We start from the raw sequence: 15,004 nt of genomic DNA, 5'->3' as shown, positions 1-15,004 counted from the left end.
CCGCCCGCCGGGAGCGGCCGGACAGGTACCTGTCCGGATGATCGGCCACCGACGCGGTCGCCGAATACGCAGAATTGCGGTCTGCGCGGGAAACCCCGTCCGCTGGGCGGGTGCGGGGAGCACCGCGCGGACTCCCGGCGGACGATCGGCGGAACACCGTGCCCCCGATGGGCCGTTCAGTCGGGAGCAGCACGTCGTGGCCGGGTTCTCCGCCCGCGCGCGCGGGGCGCACCAGCCCACCTGGCCGATTCGGACCCCGGTCGGGGTCGGGCATGATGGTCGCACCGGGACCGCTCACGAGGAGGTGGTCGCAGTGGTGGAACGGGACGCTCTGCCGTCCAGGTTGCCCGACGTCTCCGCGCTCCCCCTGTCGACGCTGAGGAGCCTGCGCACGCCCGAGATCGTCGAGGCGCTGCGGCGGATCTGCGAGCAGGCCCTGCGCGAGGGCGACGACCGCGTCCAAGAGCAGCGTTGACCGCTGGCGGCGGTCCGCGCGGGGTGGGACCGTCGCGGCACCGGCTGCCGCTGCGGGCCTTCGAGCGGATCTGCTCGGGTGCGGCGACCCGGCGGGAGGTCGCCCTGCTGCGCGAGGCCGAGCACAGCACCCGCAGGTTGAAGCTGCTGGCCTTCGCCGACGCGGTCGCGGCGCTGCCGGGCGGGCTCGGGCCGTTCACCGACGTCGGGGCCGCGTGGGCCGTGCTGGCGGACGCCGAGCTGCGGTCGGCCGACGTGGTCGCGGACGTGCTGATGCACCCGACCGTCGGGGTGTGGTTGGGCCGGGCGCTGCGGCAGGTGCTCGGCGCGCGGGACGACCCCACGCCGCTGTGGTCCCAGGTGGGCGGGTTCCACGCCCTCGCCGCCTCGGCCGCCGTGCGCACGGGGTTGCCCTGCTCGCTGCCGGTGCCGGTGTTGCACGGCGCCGTCACGCTGCCTGCCGTCGGGACCTTCCCGGTGCGCACGGCGCTCCCGGTGGGGCACGCCCGGTTCGCGCTGGACGCCGACGGGGCGTCGGTGACCGTCGCGGGCGGGCGGGAACCGCTCGTCGTGGAACCGGTGAAGCGGCACCGGTTGTCCGGCCGGGGCCTGGCGGTCGAGGTGGTGCTGGACGACAGCGACCCCTACCGCGAGTTCGGCGCCCCGACACCCGCCCGGCCGCTGGACCCGGCCCGCCGCCTGGAGTGGGCCAAGCACCTGGACGAGGCGTGGAAGCTGCTGACCCGGCACCACCCCGGTGCGGCGGAGGAGCTGTCCTCGGTGCTGTCGAGCATCGTGCCGCTGGAGCGGGCGAGACCGGTGTTCGCCGCGTCGTCGGCGGACGCGTTCGGGTGCGTGGCCATGTCCCCGAAGGAGTCCGCGCTCGAACTGGCCGAGGCGCTGGTGCACGAGGCGCAGCACTCGAAGGTGAACGCGCTGCTGCCCCTGGTCGAGCTGGGGCGGCCGGACGGGGTGGGGTACTGCGCGCCGTGGCGCGAGGACCCGAGGCCGCTGCTGGGGATGCTGCACGGGATCTACGCGTTCACCGCCGTGGTCGAGTTCTGGCGGGTCGAGCGCGATCTCGTGCCGCCGTCGCTCCGCGGGCTCGCCGACTACAGCCTGGCGCTGCGCGCGGACCAGGTGGGGCGGGCCGTGGCGCGGTTGCGCGGCGCCGCCTCGCTGACCGGACCGGGGCGCCTGCTGGTGGCCTCGGCGTCCGCGCGGCTGGCGGTGCGCGGTCCCGTCGACGTCGGTGAGTGGACGCGAGAGGCGGTGCGGCTGACGGGGACCGCGCACGGCGTCCGGTGGCGGCTGCGACACGTCCGCCCCTCCGGGGACGCGGTGGCCGCGCTGGCCGACGCGTGGCGCGCGGGTGCCTCGGCGCCGCCCGGCGCGGTCCGCAGCCGGGTGGTCCCCGCCGCAGCGCCCGCGACCGCGCGGCTGCCGGTGCTGCTGAAGCTGCGCGAGGTCGACCCGGACGGCTTCGCGCGGATCGCGGCGGGCACACCGGGCGACCCGGATTCCGCGCTGTGCCTGGGGGACGTCGGTACCGCGGTCGCGGGGTACGCGCGGCGGATCGAGCGGGAGGACGGGGACGTCGAGGCGTGGGGCGGGCTCGGGGCGGCGCTCGACTCCCCCGCGCTGCGGGAGCGCCCCGAGGTGGTCGCGGCCGTGCGCCGCGCGCTCGGGGGACGGCGGGGCGGGGTTCCCGGCCCGGTCGAACTGGCGCGCTGGCTCGACCGGCGGGAGCGCTGAGCGTCGGCGGAGGCAGCGCCCACCGCACCGCCGGAGCCGCGCAGCGGGAACGCGCACCGCCGGAACAGCACCGTCGGAACCGCGCCGTCGGAACAGCGCCGTCAGAACTGCATCGTGTCCGTGTCGCAGTTGGCCCGGACGTACTGCGCCGCCGAGGACGTCGCCGGGTGGTCGTCACCCAGCACCCTGCGGAACGAGGAGACCGTCCTGCCGTGCAGCACCGCGGCCTGCGACTCCTCCCCCAGCGCCGCCAGGTCGATGGCCAGGTTCAGCGCGACGGCCAGCGTGGACGGGTGCTCGGGGCCGAGAACCCTGGTCGAGCGGGCCAGGGTGTCGGTGTCGTGCTCCCGCGCGAGCTCGACCTGGCCCGACTCGGCGAGGTCGCTCGCCAGGTTGGTCACGGCCACCAGCGTCGTCGGGTGGTCGGCGTCGAAGACCCGCAGGAGCGCGTCGTGGGTCCTGCGGTTGGTGTCCAGCGCCTCGTCCAGCTTGCCGAGCAGCCGGTAGGTCACCCCCAGGTTCAGCGCCGCGATCAGCGTGTAGGGGTGGTCGGGGCCGCTGATCAGGTCGCGGCACGCGCGGTAGGAGCGCAGCGCCGCCTCCTCCGACGCCTCCAGGTCGCCGAGGTGGCGCAGGTCGGTGGACGTGTTCATCAGCGCGGTCATCGTGTCCAGGTGGTCGTCGCCGAGCTTGCGCCGGTAGCGCTCGAGGCACTCGTCGGCCAGCTCCTTGGCGCGCTCGTGCCGTCCGGCCTTACGCAGCGCCACCGAGAGGTTGCGGTTGGCGCCGATGGTCGCCGGGTGGTCGGGGCCGAACAGCTCGTTCATGTAGCCGAGGGTCTTCTGCTGGATCTCCGCCGCCTGCACGAAGTAGCCGCACTCGCGCAGGTCCATGGACACGGCGTTGCGGGACCCGAAGGTCAGGATGTGCTTGGGGCCGAGCGTGCTGACGCGGCGGCGCAGGTTGTCCTCGTCGAGCGCGCGGGCGCGCCCGTAGTCGCCCATCAGCCGGTGGCAGCTGGCCAGGTTGTGCACGTAGACCAGGGTTTCCGGGTCGTCCTCGCCCAGCAGCGCCACGGCCCGGTCGCACACCTGCTGCTGGAGCTCGCGCTCCTCGGTGTAGCGGCCCTGCGAGCGCCGGTCGGCGGCGACGGTGTCGAGCATCCGCAGGAACAGCTCGTGGTCCTCGCCGATCGTGGCGCGGAAGCGCTCCAGGGTCTGCTTGTTCAGCTCCACCGCCTCGTCCGCGGCGCCGAGCCTGCGGATCGCGACGGCCAGGCGCCTGGACATCTCCAGCGCGTGCAGGCCCTGCTCGTCGTCGCGCGGGCCGAGGTCGGCGTCCCACACCGCGACGGCCCGGCTCGCGAGGTCGCGGGCTCCGGTCCAGTCACCGCTGTTGATCAGGTACTGCACGAGGTTCAGCACGAACACCCGCACCAGCCGGGAGTCGCTCTCCAGCGCCTGCGACATGAGCGCGTGCGGCAGCAGTTCCGCGTAGCGGGGCCAGTTCTCGACGATGTCGGGGTCGATCGGGTCGCCCTTGGCGAGCAGCTCGTGCACCGCTTGGCGGAACTGCTCGCGGTCGGCCTCGTCGAGGCGGTCCTTGAGCACGGTCTGCACCAACCGGTGCAGCTGGAGGGTGTTGTTGCGGTGGTCCAGCTTGGCGAGGCTGTAGCGGCTGATCTCGCGCACCGCCCTGCTGAACTTGATGGAGTCGCGCAGCGCCTCACTGAGGGCCGGGGGCACCGGTATCTCGTGGACGCCCCGGAACAACCGCTGCGAGATCGGCTCCGGGCCGAAGAAGGCGCACAGCTGGAGCAGCTGCAGCGCGGCGGGGTGGGACTCGCTCAGCCGCTTCAGGGGCACGTTCCACGCGGCGGCCACCGGCAGCTGGTCCTCGCTGGAGGTGCCCGCCTCCAGCAGCTCGGTCCGGTTCTGCCGCAGCAGTTCCAGGTACTCGGAGACCTGCATGCCGGTCTGCGCCCGCCACGCCGCGGCCTGGTCCACCGCGAGGGGCAGGTCGCCCAGCGCCTCGGCGAGCGCGTCGGCCTCGTCGTCCGCCAGCGCGCCGCCCCGGCGCTTGAGCAGCTCGACGCTCTCCGCGCGGGTGAACAGGTCGACCTCGACCGCGCGCGCGGCCATCGCCCACTCGGAGTTGCGGGAGGTGACGATGATGTGGCCGCCGGAGGAGGGGAAGAACGGCTTGACGTCCTGCGGCCGGTCGGCGTTGTCGAACACCAGCATCCAGCGCCCGAACGGCTCGCCCCTGCGCAACGCCTCGCGCACGGCGGGCACGGCCGCGTCCGCCGTCTCCGCCCTGGGGACGCCGAGCCGCTTGGCCAGCTCCACGAAGGCGGAGTTGATCTGGGCGACGTGCTCGGCGGAGATCCACCAGACCAGGTCGTACTCCCCGGCGTGCCGGTGGATGTACTCGATCACCGTGTAGGACTTGCCGACGCCGCCCATGCCGTGCAGCGCCTCGGGGAGCACGGCGGTCGGGCCGCTCTCGGTGAGCCGGGCGCGCAGCTTCTCCAGCAGGTAGGCGCGTCCGACGAAGTTGGGGGGAGCCAGGGGGACCTGCCCCCACACCTGGGGCTGGCCGCTGTCGCGCGTGGACGGCTCCCCCGGCTCCCACCCGGTGCGCGCGTCGTCCGCGCGCACGTGGTCGGGGGAGGCGATCGCGGCGCCTGCGCTCCGCTCCTGCGGGTGGTGGGCTGTGCTCACGGTCGGCTCCAGTGGGGATGGCGCATCCTCGGCGGGGTGCGGTGGTGGGATCGCTTCGGCGGGGTGGAATCCCTGCTCCACGAGGGACCTGGTCAGCCTGGTCGCGTGCTTGGCGTAGCGCCCGCTGAGCGCGGTGAGGACGGCGGCCTGGACCCGGACGTAGGGCAGGGTCTCCTCCGTGACCGGGGGCAGTTCGGCGGTGTCGGGGGCGTCGATCGCCCTGCCGAGGGTGAGCAGCGTGGGGAAGCGCCCGCCCGCACGCTCCGCGAGCACGCGGGCGACGCGGGCCGTGTCGGAGCGGCGGCAGGTGGCGAGCAGCTCGGGCCGCACGCCCTCGGCGAAGTCGTAGGCGATGGTGTCGCGCCCCTGGTCGGCGCGTGCGCGACGGGTCAGCAGGCCGCCCAGGGCGACCTCGGCCATCGCTGACATGTCCGAGCCGGGGAGCATGACCCGCTGGACGAGCTTCATCAGGGTGGGGCTCAGCGGGGTGGCGGCGAGCAGCCCGGCCAGCTGGAAGCCGTCCGCCGAGGCGTAGGTGCGGAACCGGCGCACCCGCTGCGCCGGGGTGGACTCGTCCCGCTCGGCGCCCTGGTGCTCGTCCTGGGCGGAGGGCTGCTCGTCGGTCTGGGGGTGGACGAGCACCGCGGTGGTCTCCACCGGTTCCTGGTGCCCCCGCGCGGTCAGCAGCCGGGCCCAGCCGGAGAACCACGGCGCGGCCAGTCCGAGCACGGGCACGAGGACCCCGTCCCCCGGTGGCTGCTCGCCCGCGCCCCTCAGCCACCGGTTGGCCGCGCCCGAGTGCGGGGCGGACAACCTCATCCGCCGCACCGCCAGCCCGCCCCACGGCCACATGCGCTGCGGGAGCACGTTGACCACCGCGACCGGGAGCCTCCTGCCCCACCGGTTGAGCAGGTGCGCCGCGACGCCCGTGCGCCACGCCTTGCCGGTGGCCTCGGTGAGCACGAGCACGATCCTCGGGGTGGCCCCGCCGACCAGGTGCCACCAGCCGTGCGGTACGCCGCCCTCGCTGCGCAGGGAGCGGCTGCGGTGGTCGGTGTCCTCGCTGTCGAACCAGTAGACGCGCACGTCCCGGAAGACGCCCTGCCGCTCCAGCAGCGCGCGGAACTCGCGGACCAGCTCGGTCCACAGGCCGGTGGCGAGCGAGGTGTCCACCACGAGGAGGACCTCGAAGTGGCGGCGCGGCTCGGACAGCCACCGGGGAGCCCACAGCCCGGCCTCGGCGGCCCGGACGGCGGTGGCCTCCTCGTCGAGCACGTCGTGGTCGGGGGAGCGGGTGTCGCGGTCGAGGCGGCGGAGCACCCGGCTGATGCGCCGCCGGTCTGGGAGGCCCTGGACGGTGGGCCAACCGCCCTCGGACAGCGGGGCGTCCGGGGAGGGTGACGCCGCGTCCAGCAGGAGCGCGGTCTCGGAACCACCGACGCCCCACCTCCGCCCGGTGCGACCGGCGGGTGGCGAGGGCCCCAGGCCGGTGCTCGGCGGGCCGCTGCTCTGCTCCTGCTCCTGCTCCTCGTCCGCGCTCGGCCCGCTGTCCTCTCCGGGGTCCTCCTCCCGGTCGTGCCGCACGGGCGGGTCGCCCACCGGGTCCTCGTCCTGCGCCGGTCCTCGATCGTCGGACGAGGTCGGCTCGCGGTCGGGACCGGCCACGACCGCGGCGAGCCACAGCACGTCGCGGACCTCGACGGCGGTCAGCCCGGCGGCGTCGAACACCGGACCGCCCTCGTCGAGGGGGTCGAGGTGCTGCACGAAGGCAACTCCCCTCGGGTCGTCCTCGTCGAGCCCGCTCATCCTGTTCCCCCGGCGGCGGTCATGGCGCGACCGCCTCCTCGGGGACGCCCGCGCCCGACGGGGTGACGAGCCGGTCGGGGTCGTCGTACAGCACGGTCACGGCGGCGCCCGCCTTCGGCGGTGTGCCCGTCTCGGCCCCGAACGCCGCGACGCGCATCAGACGCACCTTGCCCAGCAGGTCGTGCCGGTCGTCGTCGGTGTGCAGGAGCGCGTCGACCAGGTCGGGGAACCCCGGAGCCGCGGTCCGGTCGCGGTGCCACAGCATCAGCGGGACGCCGTGCCGCTCCCCCGCCTCGACCTGCTGGAAACCGGGGGACCCCGGCTCGGGCGGACCGCTGAGGACGACGGCGACCAGCTCGCGGTCCCGGTTCAGCTCCGTCATGAGCGCGGTCAGCGCGCCCGCCTCGCAGTCGACCCGGCCCGACAGCGGGATCACGCGCCCCTCGGCAAGGTGCCTGAGGAGCGCGGACCAGCGCTTGAACCACACCCGCAGGTAGCGGGGGTTCACCGCGCGCCGGGTGCTGCGGACCACCAGCTGGTAGCGGCAGCCCACCGGTTCGTCGAGCAGGGCCCCGCGCTCCCACGGCCAGGCGTCCACGTCGAGGTTGAGCAGCTCGGGGCTGAGGAAGACCTCGATGCGGATCTCGACGTCGTGCCGCGCCCACTCCCGCTCGACCTGGTCCACCAGGTCGGCGACGTGCTTCTTCACGACCGGGAGCGGCCCGGTGACCTCGCGACCGGGGACGGGCGCCCAGTCGGCCGTGCCGTCGAGCTGCCGCCAGTCCCACAGCCGGTACTCCTCCCCGCTGGGACCGTGCCGCTCCAGGCGCAGCACGAGGTAGGCGGGGGAACCGGGGGCCGGTCCGGCGGTGGTGTGCGCGGCGCCGCGCAGGGCGAGCAGCTGGTCGACGACCTCGAGCTCCAGCGCTTGCCGGAACGCCCAGTCCCGCAGCTCGTTGCCCAGGCCCGCCGGGAACCTGGTGGCGATGCGCTCGACCAGCTCCAGGGTCCTGGGCAGGCCCGACGCGCCCGTGTTGACGTTGTCCAGCAGGGCGAACGCCTGGCGGTAGGTGACGGGTCCGCGCAGGTCGTCCGCGGCGGGCCCCGCGATGGACGCGCACAGCTCCGCCAGGTCGGGCAGCGAGGTCCCCTCCAGCAGCGCCAGCAGCGTGGTCGTGGCGGCTGAGGTGTGCACCGGTTCGACGTCGGAGCCCAGCACCAGCCGCTCCAGCGCGGACACGCGCGCCGGGTCGTGCGCGCACCAGCGGGCCGCGCGCAGGAGCGCGTCCAGCCGCTCGGGGGTCCGCGCGCAGAACTCCGCTATCCGGTAGAGCTGCATCCTGGGGTGCGTCTGCTCCTTGAGGACCATCGGCTCGTCCAGCTCATCGCGCAGGACGTCGACGAACGCGTCCCGGTCGGCCTGGGTGTCGAGTCCGGGGATGCCGCTGAGCGCCTCGGCGAACGGGAGGACGGTTCCCCGCCCCCGGCTGTCGCGACTGCCTTCACGGACCATGCCTGCTCCCTGGTTGCCGAGGATTCTCCTGTTCAGTGGCAGGTGTGCCGGGATCGCCGGAACGCGGTGCGGACGACCGAGCAATGCTCGGTGGGGATTTCCCGGGATGCGCGCGGCCCGAGGGAAAGACCCACAACACGCCTCCCCGTCCTGGGCGCCGACCCGTCCACCCTAGAGCCAGAGGGGTCCCCTGGCGCTGCGGCCGGACAGGCCAATTCCCTCTCGATGAGCCGGGGTCCCGCAGCGTCCTCGGGACTCCCACAGGTCAGGGTCCGCCGCAGGGGCGACACCGTAAGGGAAGCCACCCGTTCCGCGTAGCTGCCCATGCCCCGTTCGCAGGAAAGGGGAGGGGGATTTTCAACCCGGTGTGCACGCTCCCCCGGAGGCGTTCCCCTGAACACCCGAACCGGGAAAACCGGGAAATGGAGAAACTTGCAAAGTGCCTTTTTCCGCTGACGCCGAACTGTATCGAGGAGTCGGGAAAAGCGCCAAGGACCGGGGCTCGGGCTACCGGGGCGTCGGCCAGGCGCGCAGCGCCGCGTCCAGGGCGTCCAGGGCGCGCTGCCAGCTCGTCGCGCTGTCGGGTTCGCTGTGCTGGAAGCTGCCCGCCAGCTCCAGCTCCGCGTACCCGTGGAACACGCTGCCCATGAACCGCACCGCGTGGACGTGCTCCGCCTCCGGCAGGTCGTAGCCCCGGAGCACGGCGCGCGCCAGGTCCGAGTGCCTGCGGCCGACGGCGACGTCCTGCGGGGCGACCCGGCTGCGGGTCGCCGCGTACCGGCCGGGGCAGCGGCGGGCGTAGTCGCGGTACGCGCCGCCCAGGGCGGCGAGCGCGTCCCGGCCGGAACGGCCCGCCAGGGCGTCGGCCGCCTGGTCGGCCAGTTCCGCGAGGGCGAAGGCGGCGATCCGGGCGCGCAGGTCGTCGAACCCGGCGACGTGCGAGTACAGGCTCGCCACCTTGACACCGACCCTGCGGGCCAGCTCGGAGGCGGTCAGGCGGTCGAAGCCGAGCTCGTCCGCCAGGTCGGCCCCCGCTCGGACGAGGCGTTCCGTGGTCAGGCCCGCACGCGTCACGCCGCACCACCTTCCGAAAGGTCTTAGTCATTTGCCTAAAAGCTTTAGGGAACCTACCGTACCCCACCATGAGGCCGTTGACCGAGCAGGAGATCCGGGGCGCGTTCGTGAACTGCAGCAAGGGCGAGGCCAAGCGGCTGAACGTGCCGCGCGACCTGGCGCAGCAGCCCTGGGAGGACCTGGACTACCTGGGGTGGCGCGATCCGAAGGCGCCCGAGCGGGCCTACCTGGTCGCCGAGCTGGACGGGCAGGTGACCGGGCTGGCCCTGCGGGCGCCCGCGCCGGTGGCGCGGGGGCGGGGCATGTGCTCGATCTGCGTGACCACGCACAGCGGCGGGGTGTCGCTGGTCGTGGCGCCGAAGGCCGGGAAGGCGGGCAAGGCCGGGGACTCGGTGGGGACGTACCTGTGCGGCGACCTGGCGTGCTCGCTGTACGTGCGCGGCAAGCGGGACTCCGGTGAGCCGAACCGGGAGACGCTGGGGGTGGAGGAGCGGAGCAGGCGGATCGTGGTGAACCTGAGCGCGTTCGTCGCCAGGGTGACGGGGTGACGGGGTGACGGGTGCGGGACACCGGGTGACGGGTGCGCCGCACTTGGGGATCATCCGGGTATGACCACCACCGAGTTCGACCCCAGGGACCTGCTCGCGCACAGCTCCCTCGGGGTCCTGGCGACGCTCAAGTCCGACGGGACGCCCCAGCTCTCCCCCGTGCAGCCCTACTACGACCGCGCGGCCGAGGTCGTCCTGATCTCCACCTCCGCCGACCGGGCCAAGGCCAGGAACCTGGGGCGCGACCCGCGCGCCGCGCTGGAGGTCACCAGCGGCGACGGGCTGAGCTGGGCCACGGCCGAGGGGACCGTCGAGCTGACCGGGCCCGGCGCCGACCCGCGCGGGCCCGAGGTGGAGGCGCTGGTCGACTACTACCGGCGGGCCGCCGGGGAGCACCCGGACTGGGAGGAGTACCGGACCGCCATGGTCGCCGAGCGGCGGGTGCTGATCAGCCTTCGGGTCAGCCGGGTGTACGGGCAGAGCATCGGCTGAGCCCGAGGTCCGGCGCGCGGCCGGGGCGGGGAAGTCGGCCCCCGGCGCGGATTCATCCGTTCGACTCAAGGGCGGGGGCCCGGCGGCGGGGCGGGCGCACTCCGGGGAGCACCGCTGACACGTTCAGGCGCGACCTCACCGGTCAGCGGCGCGGGAGCGGGGACGACTCTGCGCAACACGCGCGTCACCCCCTCAGCCGACGCACCCGGAACCGCCAGCGCCGTAGCGTAGTTTCGCCCCCGACCGCCCCACGACGGCGTTGGGCGGCATCCGGGGGCGGAGCGCCCGGCTTCGCGGGGAGGGGACGCGGTGACCACTGCGGAGGAGGAACGGGTCGCGGCCGGGGTGAGCCGCACCGCGCTGATGGTCGCGGCGGCTCGGGCGATCGAGAGCAACCGGGGCGACGCGCTCGCCGTCGACGGGTACGCGGAGCACTTCGTGCGGGCGTTACCGGACACCGAGGGCTGGCCGCTGCGCATCGAGGACGTGGCGGACGGCGACGCCGACCCGCTGTGGGGCAGGCTCGGCCGCTACTTCGGGCTGCGCACGCGGGTGTTCGACGACCACCTGGCGCGGGTCGCGCGGGCCGGGACGCGGCAGTTCGTGCTGCTGGGCGCCGGGCTCGACTCGCGGGCGCTGCGGCTGGACTGGCCGGACGGGTGCACGGTGTTCGAGGTCGACCACGAGCACGTGCTGGCGTTCAAGCAGCGGGTGCTGGACGGGCTGGGCGCGAGCGGCGGGGCCGCGCGGGCGCCGGTGGCCGCCGACCTGCGCGGGACGTGGACGCCCCGGCTGGTGGCGGCCGGGTTCGACCCGCAGGCGCCGACGGGGTGGTTGGCGGAGGGCATCTTCATGTTCCTGTCGCACTCGGCGGAGCGGCGGCTGGTGCGGGAGCTGGACCGGCTGTCCGCGCCGGGGAGCAGCCTGGCGTTCGAGTTCAAGACGTTCCCGGCGGACGGCGCTCCGGTGCGCACCGGGCCGCTGTACACGGTGGCGCGCAAGCGGATCGGCGTCGACCTGCTGTCGCTGTTCAACCCCGACCCCCGGCCCGACACGGCGACGGACCTCGCGGCGCGCGGCTGGACGGCGACCTCCAGGGTGCCGTTCGAGTTCGCGGTCGAGCACGGCCGGGGGCCCGCGCCGGAGGCGGACGACCCGTTGGAGGACAACCGGTGGATCTTCGCGGAGAAGCGGACCGGATGAGGGCGGGGTGGGGCGGGGCGGGGTGAGATGCGGGGCGAGGGTTGCGCGGGGGCGTGACGGGGCAGGTGGCGACGCGGGCCGTGCGGTAGGGACCGGGGGTGGTGGTGCGGGCGGCGGTGTGGACCGGGCGCGCCGGGACAGGCAGCGGCGGGAACCGGACGCGGTGCGGATCGGGCGCGCCGGGACAAGCAGCGGTGGGAACCGGGCGCGCCTGGGCTGAGCGCGCCGACGCGCGTGGGGGCCCGATCGGCGCAATGCGCCGGGAAACCGCTGACACGCCCGCCGCGCTGGGCCACCATCGGGGAGGTGACCGCGCCGCCGCTGTTCAGCCCCGCGTACCTCCACGACCCCCACCCCACCCTGCGCGCCCTGCGCGAGCAGGGGCCCGTGCACCGCTCCGCGCTGCCGAACGGGTTGCCGGTGTGGGTCGTCGTTGACCACGCGTGCGCCCGCGCCGTCCTCGGGGACGAGCGGGTGGCCAAGGACTTCCGGCGGCTGGGCGAGATCATGAGCGGCAAGCTGGTCGAGGCCGGGCGCGACCCCAGGCTGTCCGCGCTGTTCCGGGACAACCTGCTGGTCATGGACCCGCCCGACCACACCCGGCTGCGCCGCCTGCTGGCCAAGGACTTCACCGCCCGGCGCGTGGAGCGGCTGCGCCCCAGGGTCGAGCAGCTCACCGCCGAGCTGCTGGACGCGCTGCCCACCACGACCGAGGTGGACCTGGTCGAGCGGTTCGCGCTGCCGCTGCCGATGACGGTCATCTGCGAGCTGCTGGGCGTGCCCGAGGACGCCCGGCCGTCGATGCGCCGCTGGTCGCAGGAGCTGATGGGCGAGTTCGGCCAGGCGGACGCGCTGCGGGCGTCCGAGGAGATGCCCGCCTACCTGCGCGGGCTGATCGCGGACCGGCGCTCCTCCCCCGGCGACGACCTGCTGTCCGCGCTCACCCGCGCCGCCGACGACGGGGACCGGCTCACCGAGGCGGAACTGCTCGGCACCTGCCTGGTGCTGGTGGTGGCCGGGCACGAGACCACCGTGGGGCTGATCAGCTCCAGCGCGGACCTGCTGCTGCGCGAGGAACCCGTGCGCAGGCTGCTCGTGGAGCGCCCCGACCTGACCCGCGGGGCGGTGGACGAGCTGCTGCGGCTGACCAGCCCGGTCGCGATGACCACGGCCCGGTTCACCACGCAGGACGTGGAGGTCGGCGGCACGGTCATCCCGGCGAACGAGATCGTGCTGGTGAGCCTGCCCTCCGCCAACCGGGACGCGGCCCGCTTCCCCGACCCGGACGAGTTCCTGGCCGACCGGGCCGACAGCGGCAACCTGGCGTTCGGCCACGGCGTCCACTTCTGCGTCGGCGCGCCGCTTGCCAGGTTGGAGGCCGAGGTGGCGCTGCGCGGGCTGCTGGACCGGTTCCCGGACTTCCGCCGCTCGGGCAGCCCGGACGACCTGGTGCGCAGGCGCTCCCAGACGGTCACCGGCTGGCGTTCGCTGCCCGTGCTGCTCGACCCCTAAGTTTTCCAGGCCCACCACCGGGGACACCTGCCCGGAGCCAGCGCTTTCCCTTGGCGCGCAACAAGAAACCGCCGAGCCGGACCGGCGCGCGCCCGCCGCTCCACCACCTTGTGACCCGGAACGCGGTTTCCCACCCCCTCGTGCTGGGAAAGTGGGCCGCATGAGCAGCACACGGTTTCAGGGGTGGAGGCGCAGGTTCACCCGCATGGTCAAGGGTGGGGAGCGGCGCGAGGTCAACCGGACCGCCAAGCGCGCTTTCGGCTGGGACCGGCTGCGGGACGAGCAGGTCACCGCCATCCGCGAGGTGCTGCGCGGGCGCGACGTGTTCGTCGTCATGCCCACCGGCCAGGGCAAGTCCGGCGCCTACCAGGTGCCCGGCCTGCTGCTCGACGGGCTGATCGTGGTGGTCTCCCCGCTGGTGGCGCTCCAGCGCGACCAGGTCGCCCGGCTGCGCGAGGTCGGCGCTCCCCCGGCGTACGCGGTCAACGCCGCCCAGTCCGAAGCGGACAACCGCGATGCGTGGGAGGCGGTCGAGCGCGGGCAGGCCCGCTACCTGTTCCTGTCGCCCGAGCAGCTGGCCAAGCCCGAGGTGGTCGAGAAGCTCGGCAGGCCCGCGCTGTTCGTCGTGGACGAGGCGCACTGCGTTTCCGCGTGGGGCCACGACTTCCGCCCCGACTACCTGCGCCTGGGCCAGGTCGTGGAGTCGCTCGGCAGGCCGCCGGTGCTGGCGCTGACCGCGACGGCGGGCTCGGCGGTGCGCGACGACGTGGTGGCGCAGCTGGGGATGCGCGACCCGGTGGTGCTGGTGAGCGGCTTCGACCGGCCCAACCTGAAGCTGGAGGTGCGCGAGTTCGCGGACGACGACGACCGGCGCCGCGCGCTGCTGTCGTGGGTCCGCGAGGCGCAGGGCCCCGGCCTGGTCTACGTGGCCACCCGCAAGGACGCCGAGGCCTACGCGGAGGCGCTGGGCGGCGAGCCGTTCCACGCCGGGATGCGCGCCTCCGAGCGGGTGCGGGTGCAGGACGCGTTCATGGCGGGCGAGGTGGACGTGGTGGTGGCGACCTCCGCGTTCGGCATGGGCATCGACAAGCGGGACGTGCGGTTCGTCGCGCACGCCGCCGCGCCCGGCTCGCTGGACGCCTACTACCAGGAGATCGGCCGGGCCGGTCGGGACGGCGAGCCCGCGCACGCGGTGCTGTTCTTCAGCCCCAAGGACCTGGGGTTGCAGCGGTTCTTCAAGGCCCGCCGCCCGGACCGCGCGGAGCTGGCCACGCTGATGGCGCACGTGCACGGCAAGCCGGGCGTGACCGCCGAGGAGGCCGCCGACGCGCTGGAGATGTCCCGCCGCAAGATCGCCGCGCACGTCGCGCTGCTCACGGCGGTCGGCGCGCTGAGCGTGGACGAGGACGGCCTCACCGCCGAGAAGCTGCCGAAGGAGGCCGCCGAGGAGGCGGTGGAGGAGGCCGCGCGGCTGCGCAGGCTGGAGCTGTCGCGGGTGGAGGTGCTGCGCGCCTACGCCGAGACCAGGGGCTGCCGCAGGCAGAACCTGCTGGGCTACTTCGGGCAGGTGCTCGGCTTCGCCTGCGGCAACTGCGACACCTGCGACGGCGGCGTGGACACGCAGACCCCGGTCGCCGAGGACGACGAGTTCCCGCCGGAGAGCAGGGTGACGCACCCGAAGTGGGGCGAGGGCACCGTGGTGCGCACCGAGGGCGAGCAGATCACCGTGCTGTTCCACGAGGTCGGCTACAAGACGCTCTCGCTCCAGGTGGTCAAGGCCAACTCGCTGCTGGACCGGGTGCCGCCCGCCGCCTGACCGCCGGAACTCGCCGCCGCCGCGAAACTGTTGCGCACCCCGTTGCCGCGCAACAGTTTCGCAAAGCGTTGACACCGGACCGGGCGCG

Annotated in this window: 10 protein-coding genes; 7 read left to right on the top strand and 3 right to left on the bottom strand. The window is 74.4% G+C overall.

The features are described from left to right. The first annotated feature begins 316 nt into the window (after nt 1-316). Complete coding sequence (locus LV78_RS13270) at nt 317-475, top strand: FxSxx-COOH-like cyclophane-containing RiPP peptide (protein WP_157767766.1); 159 nt, start codon at nt 317-319, stop codon at nt 473-475. Beyond that, entirely contained in the window at nt 472-2,229 is a 1,758-nt protein-coding gene (locus LV78_RS13265) for an HEXXH motif domain-containing protein (RefSeq protein ID WP_253845510.1), read from the top strand. The genes LV78_RS13270 and LV78_RS13265 overlap by 4 nt, the downstream gene beginning before the upstream one ends. Nucleotides 2,230-2,330: 101 nt before the next feature. On the opposite strand, the gene fxsT is transcribed toward LV78_RS13265, so the two are convergent. From fxsT to LV78_RS13250, 3 genes are all read right to left on the bottom strand, one after another. Next, nucleotides 2,331-6,758: an FxSxx-COOH system tetratricopeptide repeat protein gene (gene fxsT, locus LV78_RS13260; RefSeq protein ID WP_253845508.1), complete on the bottom strand. Its 4,428-nt coding sequence runs from the start codon at nt 6,756-6,758 to the stop codon at nt 2,331-2,333. A 19-nt stretch (nt 6,759-6,777) separates the two neighbouring features. Beyond that, nucleotides 6,778-8,271, bottom strand: coding sequence for a VMAP-C domain-containing protein (locus tag LV78_RS13255; RefSeq protein ID WP_253845506.1), 1,494 nt, complete (start codon nt 8,269-8,271; stop codon nt 6,778-6,780). A gap of 507 nt (nt 8,272-8,778) precedes the next feature. After that, on the bottom strand, nt 8,779-9,345 hold the full coding sequence (locus tag LV78_RS13250; protein WP_253845504.1) for a TetR/AcrR family transcriptional regulator: 567 nt from the start codon (nt 9,343-9,345) through the stop codon (nt 8,779-8,781). Between the two features lie 68 nt (nt 9,346-9,413). Between LV78_RS13250 and LV78_RS13245 the strand changes: the two genes are divergently transcribed. The 5 genes from LV78_RS13245 to LV78_RS13225 all read left to right on the top strand — a co-directional run bounded on the left by LV78_RS13245 (nt 9,414) and on the right by LV78_RS13225 (nt 14,916). Further along, nucleotides 9,414-9,893, top strand: a complete 480-nt coding sequence (locus LV78_RS13245) for an FBP domain-containing protein (RefSeq protein WP_253845502.1) — start codon at nt 9,414-9,416, stop codon at nt 9,891-9,893. 60 nt (nt 9,894-9,953) lie between these two features. Beyond that, entirely contained in the window at nt 9,954-10,385 is a 432-nt protein-coding gene (locus tag LV78_RS13240) for a PPOX class F420-dependent oxidoreductase (protein WP_253845501.1), read from the top strand. Between the two features lie 309 nt (nt 10,386-10,694). Further along, nucleotides 10,695-11,588, top strand: coding sequence for an SAM-dependent methyltransferase (locus tag LV78_RS13235; protein ID WP_253845499.1), 894 nt, complete (start codon nt 10,695-10,697; stop codon nt 11,586-11,588). Between the two features lie 306 nt (nt 11,589-11,894). After that, nucleotides 11,895-13,100: a cytochrome P450 family protein gene (locus LV78_RS41585; protein ID WP_253845497.1), complete on the top strand. Its 1,206-nt coding sequence runs from the start codon at nt 11,895-11,897 to the stop codon at nt 13,098-13,100. Between the two features lie 205 nt (nt 13,101-13,305). Next, nucleotides 13,306-14,916, top strand: a complete 1,611-nt coding sequence (locus LV78_RS13225) for a RecQ family ATP-dependent DNA helicase (protein WP_253845579.1) — start codon at nt 13,306-13,308, stop codon at nt 14,914-14,916. Nucleotides 14,917-15,004 lie beyond the last annotated feature (88 nt).

The organism is Actinosynnema pretiosum, assembly GCF_024171695.1.
Classification (GTDB): domain Bacteria; phylum Actinomycetota; class Actinomycetes; order Mycobacteriales; family Pseudonocardiaceae; genus Actinosynnema; species Actinosynnema pretiosum.
The sequence above is the reverse complement of the archived record's forward strand: the minus strand, read 5'-3'. Positions and strand labels throughout refer to the sequence as shown.